At 38.0% G+C, this 15957-nt stretch carries 17 protein-coding genes and 1 pseudogene; 16 read left to right on the top strand and 2 right to left on the bottom strand.

The genetic code is table 11. The annotated features are described in order from the left end of the window. The first annotated feature begins 470 nt into the window (after positions 1–470). From BSG1_RS10225 to BSG1_RS19830, 16 genes and pseudogenes are all read left to right on the top strand, one after another. Positions 471–1343 (top strand): alpha/beta fold hydrolase, encoded by an 873-nt coding sequence (locus BSG1_RS10225; protein ID WP_006836948.1) that lies wholly within the window; start codon positions 471–473, stop codon positions 1341–1343. A gap of 17 nt (positions 1344–1360) precedes the next feature. Further along, complete coding sequence (locus BSG1_RS10220; protein WP_006836947.1) at positions 1361–1906, top strand: GrpB family protein; 546 nt, start codon at positions 1361–1363, stop codon at positions 1904–1906. A gap of 27 nt (positions 1907–1933) precedes the next feature. Beyond that, entirely contained in the window at positions 1934–2674 is a 741-nt protein-coding gene (locus BSG1_RS10215) for an alpha/beta fold hydrolase (protein ID WP_006836946.1), read from the top strand. Between the two features lie 17 nt (positions 2675–2691). After that, on the top strand, positions 2692–3240 hold the full coding sequence (locus BSG1_RS10210) for a serine hydrolase (RefSeq protein ID WP_006836945.1): 549 nt from the start codon (positions 2692–2694) through the stop codon (positions 3238–3240). Positions 3241–3293: 53 nt separating this feature from the next. After that, the gene (locus tag BSG1_RS21570) at positions 3294–3416 is read left to right on the top strand and encodes a hypothetical protein (RefSeq protein ID WP_269479317.1); all 123 of its coding nucleotides are present in this window, start codon (positions 3294–3296) and stop codon (positions 3414–3416) included. Between the two features lie 60 nt (positions 3417–3476). Continuing rightward, positions 3477–3986 (top strand): GrpB family protein, encoded by a 510-nt coding sequence (locus BSG1_RS10205; protein WP_006836943.1) that lies wholly within the window; start codon positions 3477–3479, stop codon positions 3984–3986. A 72-nt stretch (positions 3987–4058) separates the two neighbouring features. Next, positions 4059–4895: a nucleotidyltransferase domain-containing protein gene (locus BSG1_RS10200; protein ID WP_006836942.1), complete on the top strand. Its 837-nt coding sequence runs from the start codon at positions 4059–4061 to the stop codon at positions 4893–4895. A gap of 60 nt (positions 4896–4955) precedes the next feature. Continuing rightward, positions 4956–5882 carry a zinc-dependent alcohol dehydrogenase gene (locus BSG1_RS10195; RefSeq protein ID WP_006836941.1) on the top strand — a complete coding sequence of 309 codons (927 nt, stop codon included), beginning with the start codon at positions 4956–4958 and terminating at the stop codon, positions 5880–5882. Positions 5883–5960: 78 nt separating this feature from the next. Beyond that, positions 5961–6830 (top strand): SDR family oxidoreductase, encoded by an 870-nt coding sequence (locus tag BSG1_RS10190; protein WP_006836940.1) that lies wholly within the window; start codon positions 5961–5963, stop codon positions 6828–6830. A 36-nt stretch (positions 6831–6866) separates the two neighbouring features. Continuing rightward, positions 6867–7067 carry a short-chain dehydrogenase gene (locus BSG1_RS10185; RefSeq protein WP_232214225.1) on the top strand — a complete coding sequence of 67 codons (201 nt, stop codon included), beginning with the start codon at positions 6867–6869 and terminating at the stop codon, positions 7065–7067. A 58-nt stretch (positions 7068–7125) separates the two neighbouring features. Then, positions 7126–7794: an HAD hydrolase-like protein gene (locus BSG1_RS10180; RefSeq protein WP_006836938.1), complete on the top strand. Its 669-nt coding sequence runs from the start codon at positions 7126–7128 to the stop codon at positions 7792–7794. Between the two features lie 496 nt (positions 7795–8290). After that, a complete protein-coding gene (locus tag BSG1_RS10175; protein ID WP_006836937.1) occupies positions 8291–8848 on the top strand; it encodes a cysteine hydrolase family protein in 558 nt (185 codons plus the stop codon). Positions 8849–8966: 118 nt separating this feature from the next. After that, positions 8967–9518, top strand: a pseudogene (locus BSG1_RS10170) (isochorismatase family protein). Positions 9519–9708: 190 nt separating this feature from the next. Then, complete coding sequence (locus BSG1_RS10165; protein WP_044022716.1) at positions 9709–10365, top strand: Type 1 glutamine amidotransferase-like domain-containing protein; 657 nt, start codon at positions 9709–9711, stop codon at positions 10363–10365. A gap of 320 nt (positions 10366–10685) precedes the next feature. Then, positions 10686–11459, top strand: coding sequence for a nucleotidyltransferase (locus tag BSG1_RS10160; RefSeq protein ID WP_044022723.1), 774 nt, complete (start codon positions 10686–10688; stop codon positions 11457–11459). Positions 11460–12302: 843 nt separating this feature from the next. Then, positions 12303–13106, top strand: coding sequence for an AraC family transcriptional regulator (locus BSG1_RS19830; protein ID WP_006836931.1), 804 nt, complete (start codon positions 12303–12305; stop codon positions 13104–13106). On the opposite strand, the gene BSG1_RS10150 is transcribed toward BSG1_RS19830, so the two are convergent. Together BSG1_RS10150 and BSG1_RS10145 are read right to left on the bottom strand one after the other, a co-directional pair. After that, the gene (locus BSG1_RS10150) at positions 13050–14291 is read right to left on the bottom strand and encodes an MFS transporter (RefSeq protein ID WP_006836930.1); all 1242 of its coding nucleotides are present in this window, start codon (positions 14289–14291) and stop codon (positions 13050–13052) included. The two genes, BSG1_RS19830 and BSG1_RS10150, sit on opposite strands and share 57 nt — an antisense overlap. Before the next feature lie 268 nt (positions 14292–14559). Further along, positions 14560–15804, bottom strand: a complete 1245-nt coding sequence (locus BSG1_RS10145) for a dicarboxylate/amino acid:cation symporter (RefSeq protein ID WP_006836929.1) — start codon at positions 15802–15804, stop codon at positions 14560–14562. Positions 15805–15957: the final 153 nt, after the last annotated feature.

Below are 15957 nucleotides of genomic sequence, written 5' to 3'. Positions count from 1 at the left end.
TAGCGCTAAATATTCGTGAGACGAAAGAAAATCACCTTCATAGAAAAGTAAAACAGGAAGATATGAGGAGCTGTTATTTGTTAAAATATTCTAAATGTACTAAATGTTAAAAAATATATACAGGTCAAAAGTTTGTAAGAAATTTAATGTAGAAGAGTCATTGATAAAAATAAGAATATTTGAAATAATTGGTAGACTGAAGCCTAAGGGCTTTGTAAGGGGATGAATCATATCTATAAAAATCTTTTGATTAATAATAAAACGCTGTTTTCGTATATATTGTTGCTCTCGGAAAAATCCAAAAAGCCGGATTTTTCCCTTGGAGACATGGGCTTTTTTCTCTGAAAAGGTGAGTTAGCTCTTTTCTTTCTTGTTAATCAGGCTATTTCTGGTTAATTAAGTAGATATTTTTAAAAGTTTGTATTAAATAGCAACAAAGTTTACGAAAAGAGCCTAATAAAAAAATTGAAGTGCTTGAAAAGGGTGATACTGGACCTGTCATTTTTATCCTTACGGGAATGGGCTGCTCTTTTGATGAATGGCATGAGATCACTGAAACTTTGTGTAAGACATACAAAGTCATTATGTATCACCGACCTGGTCTTGGGCGAAGTGAACTTAAAGAAGAGAAGAGGAATACTGCGGCAGCCGTCCAGGACCTATACAGTTTGATAAATTACTATAAGATAACAAGCTCCTTTTATTTAGTAGGACATTCTTATGGTGGGTTATGTGCACAGCATTTTGCTAAGAAGTATCCGGAGCTTGTAAAAGGGATGGTATTGGTTGATTCCACATCGGTCGATTTGAAACTGTTGGATGAGTTGGACTTACCCGTAATGAATAAAGAATCTGATGAAGTATGGATAGAGAAATGTCATCAATATGCACTTAAAACGAAAGCGGAATTAAATGAAATATTAATGCCGACTCTTCAAGGTAAACACAAGGAGTTTCCTGAATCCATCCAGCAAAGGCTCCTAGAGTTTGACAACAATCCACTTCTTTATAAAGCTATGGCGTCAGAAATTCAACATTGGAAAGAAGATGCAGAATACATCAAGAGGTTAGGAGTCTTCCCGGATATTCCATTAGTCGTCATTGGTCGGGATAAGGAGTATGCCATTGATTCTGAAAGAGGCGGGGAGATACCTCAGTGGGAATTGAGAAGGTTTGAAGATAAATGGGAAGGGCTGATAACAGAACAGGCCAATCTATCCCCAAAAGGACATTTAATTTTTGCCAGTAGATCTGGGCATTCAATATACCTTGATAGACCGGATATTGTCATTGATTCGATACAAAGAATGGTTTCTGTTGAGAAAGAAATGCGGCTTGAATAGGTTTAAGGGGGTACTGCATGGCACATTCCGGGATCGTCATTTGGGAATACAATGCTAATTGGGGGGTGGAATTTGAATCAATAAAAGGCGTAATAAAAAACAGGCTAGGTGATTCCATCATTGCGATTGAACATGTGGGGAGCACTGCTGTCCCAGGCCTGGGAGCAAAACCGATTTTAGATATCGATATTGTAATAGAAGGGTATGAGATTTTCCCTAAGGTTGTTTTTGCGCTTGAACGTCTTGGCTATTTCCATCAAAAAGAATGGAGCTTTGAAGGCAGAGAGGCTTTCGGAAGGAAAGATGAATCTGTGCCGTGGACGAGAGAAGGCTCCTCGTGGATGCAGCACCATCTTTATGTCTGCGATGAGCAAAGTAGTGAACTTGCAAAGCATATAGCTTTTCGGAATTATTTGAGAGGAAACCCACAAGCTGCATATGAATACGAAAAATTAAAAAGGAATCTGGCAAAAATAGAAAGCCAGCGACCTTCTTATACTTCAGGAAAAACTGAATTTATCCAATCCATCTTAGGAAAGATAATGGAAAAAGAGGGTGATTAAGAACTGCATACGGAAAGGTTGTAAATAATGGACTTAACCACCGGAGAAATAGAGATCGACGGAACGGAAATATATTATGAGTACATATGGAGTTGTGACGAAAAACCAACTATTGTGTTTGAATCAGGGTATGGATGGAGTTTGGAAAACTGGCAATCTATCAAAAAGAAAGCGGCATTTCTTGGTAACATCTTTCTGTATGACAGGGTCGGGGTTGGAGGAAGCGGGAATAATAACTTACCGAAACATAGTGGGCAGTGTGTCACCAATTTAAGAAGAATCTTACAGGAAGCAGGGATTACCAAACCGGTCATATTGGTCGGACATTCATTCGGCGGTGTTAACGTTAGATTATTTGCAAGAATGTACCCGAAAGAAATAGCTGGCATCATTTTGATAAATTTTGTACATGAAGAACAGAATAGAAAAATGGTCCATCTCTTTTCAGAAGAAGTACAGAAGCAATATCTCGGTCAGTTTACAGTTGAGGCGACATTAAAAGAATTCGAACTTAGCCTGGACCAGGTAAGGGATACTAAACTTGGGAACACTCCACTCATTGTTTTGACAGGTGGCAGCCAACATCATCACACTCCGGAGTCCATGACTGTTTGGATCAGCTTCCAAAAAGAGCTTGCCGCCTTATCCACAAGAAGTAAACATTACTTTATTGAGCACGCGGGCCATGCCATCCATATCGATGACCCAGAAGCGGTAGTAAAAGTGATAGAAGAAATGGTAGGCATGGTATTGGATCCTGATAGATAAGAATAGAGGGGGATAAATTGGAAAGGGCACTGAAAATAATTCAAGAACTAGAGAACGGAAGAATAAGTATCATAGCTTATTCGACCAAGGAGGAAAGGTTTCTGAGCTCACTAAACAGTGATCTGACTGTTCCCCTGGCATCTGCAGCTAAAGTTGCAGTTGGGTTTGCTGTGGCGAAATACGTAGAAGAAGGCTTGTTGGGCTGGGAAACCATTGTTGAAAATATTGACTTTAACCCTGCAGAAGACAGCCGGGTTTTGTACCCTCATTTTCAGCAACGGAATTCCCTGACTTTAGGTGAGGCAGTAGAAGTCATGATTGCCTGCCATGACAGTTTTGTCGCTGAATGTATAGTGAGTGCCTGTGGTGGCTGGGATAAAATCAACCGGACGATCCAGGCTGAATTTCCTTCGATCCATGTAACAGAAAACCCAAGAGATCTTGCTAATACAGGCCAGTTAAATCAAGTATTAATTTTATTATTACATATATTCAAGGAATACAAAAATCAGCCTCAAACGTGGGGCCCGCTCATCCTGGTCTGGTTAGGCAACAAGGAAAGATAGATAATATTCCCTCCCATCATTTAAATCATATGACAGGAGGGTTAGAAAATGCCGTGGTGGATATAGGAGTTCTGGGTAATTTTAATGATAATCCAATTGTGTTTGCACTAGGTGCTTTCGACCTGCCAGATCGAAATGAAAACAGTGAGGCAGACCTAAAATCGGTGAAGCTTTAAGATTACTCTACGATTATTTCAAAAATCAATAGTTTATAAGGTTTGGAGGGGGGATTAAGGATGTTAGGACTTCCTAGAGGCGAGGTTTTTTTAGTCCCGTGGACAGAGGAATGGGAAATGGAGTTTTTGTCAGAAAAAGAAATGATCGAAGACAAGCTAGGTAAGCATATTGTTGCGGTTCACCATATCGGCAGCACTGCTGTCAAAGGGTTGAGTGCAAAACCAATTATTGATATTGCAGTCGAAATCAAGGAATTCAGAAAAGGGGATCTCTGTATAGCTCCTTTAGAAGATATGGGTTATGACTATAAAGGAACCAAGATTTTACGTGAAAGACATTACTTCAGTAAGGGCGAGCCAAGAACACATCAAATCCATATGTATGAACGCGGAAACAAATACTTGCTTCAGCAGTTAAAGTTTAGAGATCATTTACGAAGTGATGGTAATACCCTCACAAAATATGAGGAGTTAAAGCTTCGATTATCTCAAATTAATAAAAGCGATAAACATAAGTATGCCGAGGCTAAAACTGAATTCATTGAGTCCATCCTAAATAGGAAGACTTAGAAGAAGGACAATCTTGACCATTTGACGAAATCTGTAGTTATATACTATTCATTTGAGGAGTGTTACACATGTGTGGGATTTGTAAGTAGACATGCAAAAAGAGATCTGACGCTGCCTGATCAACGTGAAAAACTGCTAGGGAATGTCCTGGACGACTTAAAGGCCGACAAGGATGTCATCGGAATTTATCTGGGAGGTTCTTTAGCAAAAGGAAATGATGACATTTACTCTGATATAGATTTACATATCATTGTTACTCCAGAAACAAGAGCAGACTTTATCAAGAATAAACGGAAGCGTCCTGCAAAATGGGGAAATGTATTATTTTTTGAAGGCTTATCTGAAACTCCTGTGGTCGTCACACACTTCGATTGTTTTGTGAAAGTCGATACATTTTATAAGGACCCTGGAGACTTGGAACCCTCCATCTGGCTGAAGGGATTGAAAGTTCTCTATGATCCTAAAGGGATTGTACAAAAGGTTTTGAATCAATCCTCCGAAATGGAGTATGTCCCTACTGCTGAAGAAGTCGAGGTTTGGCGGGGGAAGATGCTGGCGTTCATACATGAAACCTATCGGGCTGTAATGAGAAAGGAAAGTTATTACTCTCTGGCCAATTTAGACCGGATAAGATGGCTGATAGCTTATGGCTGGTATATGGAAATGAACAAACGTATCGATAGTTCATATGGAATCTGGTCAAAGATTGAAGGAGAGAGAAGTTACCTCAACGATTGGCAGCTGTCTTTATTGGAAAGTTGGGATTCCTCCCGCCATTCGCTTGATGTCATGAAAACCATGACAAGTATCATACCGGAATTTCTAAGGTTAAATAAACAGCTTTGTAATCAAACCGGTTTGGAAACAAGAGAAGAATGGTGCAAGAAAATTATACAAATGGTCAAGTAAGAGAAACTGTCCCTCCCTATAAGTAAGAGTGATTTAGTACACTAAAAGGAATGAACGTAAATGATACAACAATCTCTCGAATTAACGGGCAAGCAAAAGCTGGAATGGAGAAGGCATAAATTAGGCCCTTTACAAAAGGATGAAGTGTTAATCCAAACCATAGCAGGAGCAATCAGTATTGGAGCTGCCTTGCCTGAGTATGATGAAACCGATGTGACCGACCCGATTCCTGAATACCCAAGAAAAGCTGGATACGAGAGCTATGGGAAAGTAATAGAAGTCGGACAGGAAGTTACGGATGTGAAAATTGGTGATTACGTCCTCGCTTTCTATGGCCACAAAAAGTTAGGAATTGAAAAAGCGCATAAAGTGGTCAGGGTCCCGAAAGCGATTGATTCTTCCTATGCTTTACTCAATATACTCTCTTGTGATGCAGCTAAAGGGGTATTAAAGCTGAACCCCCAACCTGCAAGCAGGGTATTGATCATTGGAGCCGGGACCATGGGATTATTAACGGTTCATTTTCTGAAAAATTACATGAAGGTTGAACAGGTGGATATTTTAGAACCTGATTTTTCAAGGGGCGGGTTTGCGGAAAGCTTCGGGGCCACCAATGTCTATAATAAAGCAGAACAAGTACCGGACGGCCTATATGATTATGGTCTTGAGTGTTCAGCCAGTATTGAGGGGTTTCACGTCCTTCTTAAATCGATGAAGAAACATGGAGATATTTGCATATTATCGGATGGCAATAAAGATCTGTTTTACCTAAATGAAGACTTTTACGAGAAAGAATTAAGAATCGTGGGTTCCAGTGATGGCTGGGATTACCGGAAGCACTCAGAATGGTTTTTCCAACAACTTGATGAAGCGCCTTATTTAAACAAGATTTTTGATTATACAATATCATCAGACCAGCTAATCGAATGTTATGCAAATCTTAGTGACGGAAATTTAAAACCTTTAAAGGTACTCGTAAAATACTAACAGTAATAAAATAGGGTGATAGTTTTATAGTTTTTCTACTGATGAAAAGTTGCGTAAAGGAAGATTGGAGGTTTTGGCATGGAATCCCTTAAAGGAAAGGTTGCCATCGTTGCGGGAGGTACGAGGGGTGCCGGGCGTGCTATTTCAGTAAAATTGGGGGAAGCAGGCGCAACGGTGTATGTTACAGGGAGAACAACATCCAAGAGTCAATCGCCGATGGGAAGGAAAGAAACCATTGAAGAAACGGCCGACATGGTCACGAAAGCTGGCGGAAAAGGGATCCCTGTAAAAGTGGATCATATGATTGAATCAGAAGTCATTCAGTTATTTGATAGGGTAAAGAAAGAGAGTGGACGGCTGGATATCTTAGTCAATGATATATGGGGTGGTGATCCCCTGACAGAATGGGGATCACCATTCGGCGAACATAGTTTATCGAAAGGGTTACTGATGCAAAAGCAAGCGGTGGAGTCACATATCGTAACCGCTCATTACAGTATTCCTTTATTTAAGGAAAGCAACGGCGGGCTTATTATTGAAGTAACCGATGGAACTGACTATAAGCCCCGGGGCAGTTTTTATTACAGCCTGGCTAAAATCTCTGCTATACATATCGCCCAGGCAATGGCAGAAGATCTGAAGGGAGACAATATTACGTCTATAGCTGTAACTCCGGGTTACTTGCGATCGGAAGCCATGCTGGAAGTGTATGGAGTGACGGAAAAGAACTGGAAGGAAGGAGCTAAAGTGGATCCTCATTTCATAGCCTCCGAATCCCCTTATTATATAGGCGAGGCGATTAAATGTTTAGTCCTGGACCCGCATATTGCTGACAAAACCGGTGGAATATTTAGTACCTGGGAACTCTCAGAAATCTATGACTTCAAAGATATAGACGGTACACAACCGCACTGGGGAAATTACTTTAAGGATAATATTGAAAGCTAGCTTGAAAGCATCTCAATGATGATAAGGAGATTAATAGTGAAAGAAAGCACAGCCTACCTCACCATTTTATTAGTTTTTTCTTTTTTCCTATTTTTACTTATAACCGGTTTGTTTGAGACTCAAGAACCAGCAATCGTATTTCTGCTGAGTATAATTGCAGTGGAGAAATTACTGGAGAAAAACCAATGGCTACTGGATGCTTATGTGAAAAGCTACAATAGCAATAAGAAAGAATAAAAACAGGATCTAAGACAGAGAATCTGTCTGAAACGGTCACTCAAAAAGGAGTGAAAAAATGAATCTGTCTCTTATTTTTGATATGGATGGAACACTTTTTCAAACAGATAAAATATTGGAACTGTCACTTCACGATACGTTTAATCATCTTCGGTCCCAAGATAAATGGAATGCGGAGACACCTATTGATAAATACCGTGAAATCATGGGCGTACCACTGCCAAAGGTGTGGGAAACATTGCTGCCACAGTACTCCATTGCTGAGAGGGAGCAAGTGGATGCCTTTTTCCTTAAAAGCTTGATCGAAAATATAAATAGTGGAAAAGGTGCTTTATACCAAAATGTTCTGGAAGTATTCAAAGTGTTGAAAGAGAATGGTTATAACATTTACATAGCAAGCAATGGACTAACAGAATATCTAAAGGCAATCGTAGACTACTATGGGTTGGATAAGTGGGTGACTGAGACGTTCAGTATTGAACAGATTGATAGCCTGAACAAGTCAGACTTAGTGAAAATCATCATCGAAAAACATTCTCTATCCAATGCAGCGGTTGTAGGGGACCGTTTATCAGATTTTAAAGCTGCGAGAGATAATGGGCTTGTTTCTATAGGGTGTAACTTTGATTTTGCGCGAAAAGAGGAACTTATTCAGGCTGATATGATCATCAATGACTTCACGGAACTGATCACTATAATTCCTTCTTTGAATAAACAGCTTATATAGGAAATTTATACAAAAGGCACCTATTTATTTTGGATAAATGGTGCCTTTTTGTCGTAGGGATGCAGCTTTACATTAGTCAGTGATTCTTGAATAAGTTTATTTTGAGTGTACTTTAATCAACTAAGGGGAGAGCATTGTATAAGTGGCTGCTTAATAAAATGAGTCAATTTTAAATGACACCCATTAATTTTATTGTAAACTGATGTACTTATCATATTGTTTTTTTATTCCAGCCTGTTCATGCATATCCATGGATAAGTTTTATTCAACAAACGGGCCATTTAACGGAAGAAGACTTCTGGTAAAAGTATCCTTTTATTACTGTTTTATGATAAGATTTAGTTGTCTGAAAATTCCCTTGGGATTCCAGGTCAATAATTTATACAGGAGGTCGATATTATGAAAGTTAAAAAAATAATAGCAAGAAATACTATGGGGAAATTGCCTAACTAATTTACTATCAAGCATTTCCCTCAATCTGAAAGGGGAAAATTATTTGAGTCAAGCATTACTTATTATTGATGTACAACAAGAATTAATAGAAGGAAGTCAGGAAACAAGCGCTGTGTTTAACAAATCTCAGTTGATTTCAAATGTTAATATGGTGATTGAAAAGGCTAAATTATTTGAAATTCCTGTTATTTTTGTAAGAGATACGGATATTGCTCAAGGTGAAGGTGAAGGGTTTCAAATTCATGAAAGCATTAACGTGCCAGCCGATTCTAAGATCTTCGACAAAACTGCAACGAATTCCTTTCATGGAACAGAACTGCTAAGTTATCTAAGATCTCTTCAAATCAAACATCTGGTAATTATGGGATGTGCAACAGAACATTGTATTGACAGTGCAGTTAGAACTGCCACCATTAGTGGGTTCGATGTCACATTAGTCGGGGATGGCCACTCTACGACTGACAATGAGGTACTAAGTGCTGAACAAATTATCAAGCACCATAATCAAACACTACATGGACACTACAATGTTGAACACTTTTCAATTGTACGAAATTCCGAAGAAGAATTATTCAATCCAACTCATAATTCATATAGATAGAGTCCTATAAACATAGCAATCTTCTTACCAACAGCTCCCAATTTCTTAGTAGGAAATTGGGATGTTCTTTTTATAAGAGTATCCAGAAATGAGGTAGTTTAAATTGGATTGAAACAGTATTGCCTTAATAATTGTAGATTTTCAAGAAGCATTTAATGATCCCACGTGGGAGAACGAAACAATCTTAATGCAAAAGAAAATATTGGTCTAATACTAACAGCTTGGAGAAAAAAAGTGGGAATGTCATTCATATTCAACAAAAGTCTTAAAAATGCATCTTCTGTTGTTCATCCAAATCATGAAGGATTCAATATAAAAAGAGGTGGCTCAACCATTTGATGGATAAGTGGTAATGGCCAAAACGGTTAAAAGTAGTTATCTCGGAACAAATCTAGAAAAATTTCTCCATGCTACCAACATCAAAACTGTGGTAATAGCAGGTTTAACTACTCCTCATTGTGTATTTACTACCTCAAGAATGAGTGGGAATTTAGGTTTTGATACATATTTAATCTCAGATGCCACTGCAACCTTTGGGATGATGAATGACCAAAATGGTAACTATGATGGGCTCGAGATTATTCATAATACAACGTTAGCTACTTTGAATGAAGAATTTGCTACTATTTTAAATACAGAACAATTGTTGAAAAAAATTAATGAACTATGATTAACTTGATTCTCTAAATCTTGAAAGTTAGTCAATTATCTTAGAGATAGCATTGTTCAAATGTTGGGGCAGATTAGTTGAAGAACTTTGTTTCAACAATCTGGGCAAATTGATAGTGTTTTGTTTGTGACAAGAAAACGAAATAAGTATAGCGAGGAATAGGTATTTACACTTTTCTATGGGGGTACTTATGAAAACTCATTACTATTTAGGTTGGTTTAACAATTTTTTTCCTGAGAATCTGGCCAGAATGTTACAGGGGGATATAACTGATAGAAAATCGCTTGCTATGATTAGCTCGAATCCTTCTATTTACGAAAATAATGGTGCTACTGAACGCTCATGGCTTGACCAGGCTGGGATTATGTTTGACGAATATCACTTAATTAATTATCGAGTACAGAAGGAAGAGTCCCAAACGATAATTCAAAATGCATCAGTCATTTTCTTGTTGGGAGGGGATATTCTTAAACTAAATAGTTTTTTGAAGGAATATGGATTATCGGATTTGATAAAAAAAAGCAGCGCCGTTGTGATGGGAGCAAGCGCTGGTGCAATCAATATGTCCGCTAAATGGTTATGTTCCAAAAGCTTTGGAGATGAAGTTGAAATGAACTCTGTTTATGAAGGAATCGGTCTTGACAATTTTTCCGTCCTGTCTCATTTTGATCTTGAGAATAACATGGCGCTGGTTCAAAGCGAACTATCTTTCCTATCGGAAGAAATAGATATTTATGCATCGAACAAAGATTGTGCTCTACGTGTAAAGGGAGACAAAATCGATGTTATAGGCAATGTTTATTTGCTTTCCCATTCAAAGATTCAGAAATTGGAGGAGACGCTCTAGTTTTAGTGAATTGTTATGGCTAAATTGAATTAATTTCTTTATTCAAGGCCTCTATTATAAATTTAGTGAAGGAGAACTAGGTAAAATAGGATTGTCCGGAAAGCTTAGATGTGCAGAACGGTCTGTTGTAATCGGTCCCGATTGTTAAATATATGTCCCTTTCTTCTTATTCAACGAAAGGGGTTTTTGCTGAACAAGCAGCAGCCCTTTGTTCAAGTAAAGGGGCAGATAGTGAAAAAAATAAGAGAAAAATTTATAAATTGATATACTTTTAAACAGGGGGAGATAAAATGATTTTAGAAGATAAAAGGAGACCAGGTATGGTTTTGGAGAAGGTTATAAAGAAGATTAATATTCAGAGTGAGTACAAGACTTTTGTAGAGGAGTATACAGCTAGCTTGCTTTCAGAGTTTAATGGAAAGATTCATAGTATTTATATGTGTGGCTCAATTCCTAAAGGTACTGCTAAGCCATTTAAGTCTGATGCAGATTTTACAATAGTATGCGAAAGACCAGGAGATATAGATTATGATAGAGTATCATGTCTGAAGGACCAGATTTTACAAAAATATCGATTAGTAACTAAGATTGATACGGTTATTTGCTCACTCGATGATGTAAGAAGTAAGCCCAATGAATGGGGATTTTGGATCAAGATAATCTGTGTTTGTATACATGGTACTGATATTGGCGAAGAAGTACCGCCTATTCTTATTTCACCTGAGTTCATATTAGACTTGAATTCAGACACTCAAGAGGCTGTGTATCGCGTTCGCGGTTTTCTATCTAATGCCAATGATGACACACTGAAATCTAGATATACCAAAGGTTACTCAAAGAGATTGATTCGTGCATTATACTCTTTGGTTTTAGAAGATACAGGGGTTTGGCAAGATGACATTACTAAGATGAATAGTGCCATATCAGATTATTGCACTATTGATTCAGCTTTAGTTGACTATCTGTATGCGTGTTACTTGGATAGTAATGTAGATGTTGAAGAATTTCTGGGAATTGCAGAAGAAGTATATAGTTATATTGAGAAGGCTTTAACTGCATTGGCTGCTTCCAGAACTACTCCTTCAGAAATATAAGTTTTTCTCGTGCATACTCGCTTATTCGCAGATCATTATCGCTGCATTTGTATCTGGATTTTTATTGGGTTTGAATAAACATTACAATTATCACGATGAACAAACATTAGAGATAAAAAACTGGCACAAACATTAATTTTGAAATCCAATAATTTTCAATCTGTTGATACAAAGTGTTATTCAAGGGGGCTATATTTCAACAAGTGATAATTTTGCAAATTACTCGCCATTACAGATTGAGTTTACTGCTGAAGCCCTTGCTAAGACACTTGTAAACTTACTTGTTATTTTCTCTCACTTAACAGACCCGTTAAATATTAACGACTCTTCTTTTTGATATAAGTTGTTTTATTGATGAAGTGTTATCTGATATTTCAAGTGGAAATAAGTTTATAGCTGTATGCTTAGTAGTCAACGCGGGTTGCCATTAGAGGTCTTTTCTCATTAAAATATCTTGCCATTTATATAGGTGATAATTATCAAGAAAATTTTAGTGCTGAAAATGAGTATGAGAGAGCAGTGTTAGAGTTTTATCGGTCAAAGGAAAAGGAAGACGAGAAGCCTATATCGAGTTTAAAGTAATGGATTTAATAAGTATGTTTCTGACTATATTCATAAGAGAAAAGACTTGTCAAATGGGCAGTTTTTTTGTCTATTTATCGCTGCGTTTCAGAGTGCTCAAAAGCATGTTATTAAGACACAATAAGTGTTCAGCGGTAATTCTACAAAAGAAGAAAATAATCAACTCAAAAAGAATTCGAATGTCTTTACTAAATAATTGAAACATCTTAGTGTAAATAAGAGATTGAAGGTAAAATGATGACAAGAGAGGTGGAGGAGTAGATGATTGTTCAGAATAACCAAGGACTTATATTGATGCGAACAACTCAATTAGGTGAGCGGAATTGGCGAAATGATAGCAGCTATAAAATGATCTTTTCACCTTCAGGAAAAAGTCGTTATCAAACGAAATACGGTGACATAAAAATTGATGAAAGTGCCTTTTTGGTTTTCAACCCAGGCGAAGATCATCGCCAGCTTTCTGTTTCAAATGAGAAGTTCCTCGTGGAATTATCACCAGACCTGATTTTTCAAACATTGAATGCGTTAGGAAAATCCTATAAGATTGACCCGCAGTTCGCCATGGTCTCTTCCTATAATCAATACGTACAAAAATGGGCAAACTTTCTACGTGAATTTATGCAGGAGGAGGATACACAGTTAGAAAAGGAACTGCTTCTTGAGCATAGTATAGTGCAGCTTGTGATTATTTTATTAAAATATGGTTTAGGAAGTCATCAAACTACTTTTCCGACACTTCCTAGTACCAAAGAGAATGTAAGATCTGTAATTAGCCATTTAAAAGAGGGTTACCACGAGTCCTGGTCATTAGAGGACATGGCAACCCTTTCAGGGATGAATAAATATCAGTTTTCACATGAATTCAAGTCGGCTACTGGACTCGCACCTTATTCTTGGCTTCAGGTCTATCGTATAATTAAGAGTCAGCATGATCTCGTTAATACAGACGAACCAATTCTACAAATAGCTTTACAACACGGGTTTTCCTCTGTTTCTGCTTATAATGTATTATTTAAAAAACTTTATGGGCGAACGCCTAGTGTATACCGTAACCAATTTAGATAAAAGTAATAGAATAAAGATTAAAGCAGGAAATAACATGATTACTCCTGAAATGATAAAGAGGCTGTTAATAGCAAAGTATGAAACTAATACACCGAAGATAGTTAGGGCCAGTGTATTTGCTAAATATAATAAAAAAGCATTAAAGCTGAAACCTCGTCCAAGCATATCCTGAGGAACCAACGTTTGCAATAGATAAACCCGAGCTAACCCTGCTAGTGGTAAACCAATCCCCACGATAACGGCTCCCAAAAACAATGGTAAAATTCCATAAAAAGTCCCGATAACTATAATTCCTATAGCCCAAATAGTGGATCCAAGTAAGTAAGTTTTCAAGGTCATTTTCTTAAAGAAAAATGGGATCATCAGATTTGCACAAATAATAATGAAACCAAAAACCCCTTGGAAGATACTATATAACTCTTCTCCATTTGTGGATATTTCTTCAAGTGCAAGCAAGATACCTACCTGCCATACCCATGTATTAAAAAACACTATAAAGAATGTTAGCAAGAATAACCGTCGAATTGTTCTTTCAGCCCTAGCCCACTTCATAAAATGCATAATGGCCTTATAAATCTCTTTAACCGTACGCTTTCCTTCATACTGTACTTCTTTAAATCTAAGCTTGGAAATACAGAAAATACTGATGGCGTAACTTATAGCATCAACAGTAAAGAAGTGAATGGGACCAACTGATCTTAATATTAAAACTGATAAGATTGGGGTTAACACTGTGATTCCTCTAGTTAAGCTATCATTAATACTATTTACAGTTGTTCGATCTTCCTCTGTTGTAATTAAAGGCAGTATTGCTCGGTGTGCTGGGTTAAAAAAGCATCCTAAAAGTTGAATGAGAAAACTGACTACTAATAATAAAAGATAGCTTAGCAGTTCAAAATAGAACAACCCTATAACTAAGCCCAGAAAAGGAATTCGTATAGTGTCTATGCAGATTAGAAGGCGTTTTTTCGGTAACCAATCACCTAGTACTCCTCCTACTAACCCAAATAAGAGATAAGGTAACGTACCAGCAATCACCATTCCTGTAGTCATAACCTCCGAACCAGTTAAATCATATACAATGAAAAGGAAAGCCATTCCAGATAAGATGTCTCCTAATCGAGATACTCCACCGCCTATTAAATAAAATAGTATAGTTTTATTCTTTATAATACTCCTGTACATTATTACCACCCCGTGTAAATTTTAAAGGAGATCGTTTTTTTTATCTTTCATCATATTGGTAAAATTTTTCCCAATATTTATAAAGGAATATTATATAATTACAGGGTTGATTTCCGAAGTTATAATTTATAATTTTTATAAAAAAATAGATTTGGGAGACTGATGACCCAACAGCTATAACCTCACCTTTTTCTACATACTAAAAAGAATTAATAGACGACGCAAAAAGAAGTCCCCTTAATAGGAGGACTTCTTTAACATTCCATTGTTAATTTTCTTCAGGTCTATCCAATGCGTCTCTCTTTCCCTCGCTCTCCGAAACGATCAACGCACAAGCGGCATCGCCGGAAATATTGATGGAGGTCCTTGCCATATCGAGTAATCTGTCAATACCAAGGATTAAGCCGATTCCTTCCACAGGGAGGTTGACGCTGCTCAGAACCATCGCCAGCAGGATCAGTCCTACGCCAGGCACGCCGGCCGTTCCGATACTTGCCAGCACTGCGGTTAAGACCACCGTCACCAGTTCACCCATTGTAAGGTCGACACTGTATACCTGGGCAATAAACACGGTTGCGACCCCTTGCATGATAGCCGTTCCATCCATATTGATGGTTGCACCAAGAGGCTGAACAAAGGAGCTGACAGGTTCAGATACTTTCAGGCGCTTCTGAGCGGTTTCCATTGAAATCGGCAATGTGGCATTACTGCTCGATGTACTGAAAGCCACACTCATAGCCGGGCTGAAATTTTTGAAAAACCAGATAGGACTTTTCTTAGCCAGTAGCAGTACGGAACCTCCGTAAGTGACAACAGCATGAATCACTAATGCTATTATAACGACCATCATATAGAGCCACATGGCCTTGATGGCACCCCAGCCCTGGCTTCCAATGGCGGATGCAATCAATCCAAAGGTACCATAAGGGGCAAATTTCATCACTAGAGTGACCAGGTACATTAATAGATCGTTGGCCTGCTCTACGAGTTTGAAGATGCCTTTCGTCTTTTCACCAAGTGCCGTTAAACCGATGCCGATGAAAATCGCAAAAGCAATGATTTGCAGCATATTGCCTTCGCTCATCGCGGTCAATGGGTTCTTTGGAATGATATTCATCAGCGTTTCCCCGACAGGAGGGGCTTCTTTTGCCTCAAAACCTTCATTGCTTGTTTGATCGATGCCTTCAACAAGGCCCGGATCGATGACATGCGCGAGGCTGAGTCCTATTACAATTGCAATACAGGTTGTCACAAGGAAAAAAAGGATGGTCTTTAATCCAATTCTGCCAAGTTTTTTTGGATCACCCAGTCCGGCTGAGCCAAGAACGATCGATACAAAAACGATCGGGACGACCAGCATGGAAATAAGGTTTAGAAAAATTCTTCCTAACGGGGTGAACAAATACGGATCTAAAATATTAAATACATCTTTTGCAAATACATTTAACAATAGACCGGCAATCGCCCCTGCGACTAAACCGATGATTATTTTGCTTGTCAAACCAAGTTTCATCTTACTCCCTCACCTTCTAAATTAGGCAAAAATATTTCCAGGATTTTACCCTTTTTATAGGGGTTCCAAACCTCGTAATCAAAACAGGTCTTGGAAAGGCTATCTTTACTTTTGCCAATTGTTCCTTTGGTTCATGATATAGAACAGAACCCA

Origin of the sequence: Bacillus sp. SG-1, from assembly GCF_000181495.1 — a bacterium.
Taxonomy (GTDB): Bacteria; Bacillota; Bacilli; order Bacillales; family Bacillaceae_B; genus Rossellomorea.
The sequence above is the reverse complement of the archived record's forward strand: the minus strand, read 5'-3'. Positions and strand labels throughout refer to the sequence as shown.

Coding starts and splice junctions, on each gene's coding strand:
- BSG1_RS10165 (WP_044022716.1), top strand. CDS start 9,709: ATGAAAACTCATTACTATTTAGGTTGGTTTAACAATTTTTTTCCTGAG.
- BSG1_RS10190 (WP_006836940.1), top strand. CDS start 5,961: ATGGAATCCCTTAAAGGAAAGGTTGCCATCGTTGCGGGAGGTACGAGG.
- BSG1_RS10205 (WP_006836943.1), top strand. CDS start 3,477: ATGTTAGGACTTCCTAGAGGCGAGGTTTTTTTAGTCCCGTGGACAGAG.
- BSG1_RS10145 (WP_006836929.1), bottom strand. CDS start 15,804: ATGAAACTTGGTTTGACAAGCAAAATAATCATCGGTTTAGTCGCAGGG.
- BSG1_RS19830 (WP_006836931.1), top strand. CDS start 12,303: ATGATTGTTCAGAATAACCAAGGACTTATATTGATGCGAACAACTCAA.
- BSG1_RS10180 (WP_006836938.1), top strand. CDS start 7,126: ATGAATCTGTCTCTTATTTTTGATATGGATGGAACACTTTTTCAAACA.
- BSG1_RS10220 (WP_006836947.1), top strand. CDS start 1,361: ATGGCACATTCCGGGATCGTCATTTGGGAATACAATGCTAATTGGGGG.
- BSG1_RS10150 (WP_006836930.1), bottom strand. CDS start 14,291: ATGTACAGGAGTATTATAAAGAATAAAACTATACTATTTTATTTAATA.
- BSG1_RS10195 (WP_006836941.1), top strand. CDS start 4,956: ATGATACAACAATCTCTCGAATTAACGGGCAAGCAAAAGCTGGAATGG.
- BSG1_RS10215 (WP_006836946.1), top strand. CDS start 1,934: ATGGACTTAACCACCGGAGAAATAGAGATCGACGGAACGGAAATATAT.
- BSG1_RS10160 (WP_044022723.1), top strand. CDS start 10,686: ATGGTTTTGGAGAAGGTTATAAAGAAGATTAATATTCAGAGTGAGTAC.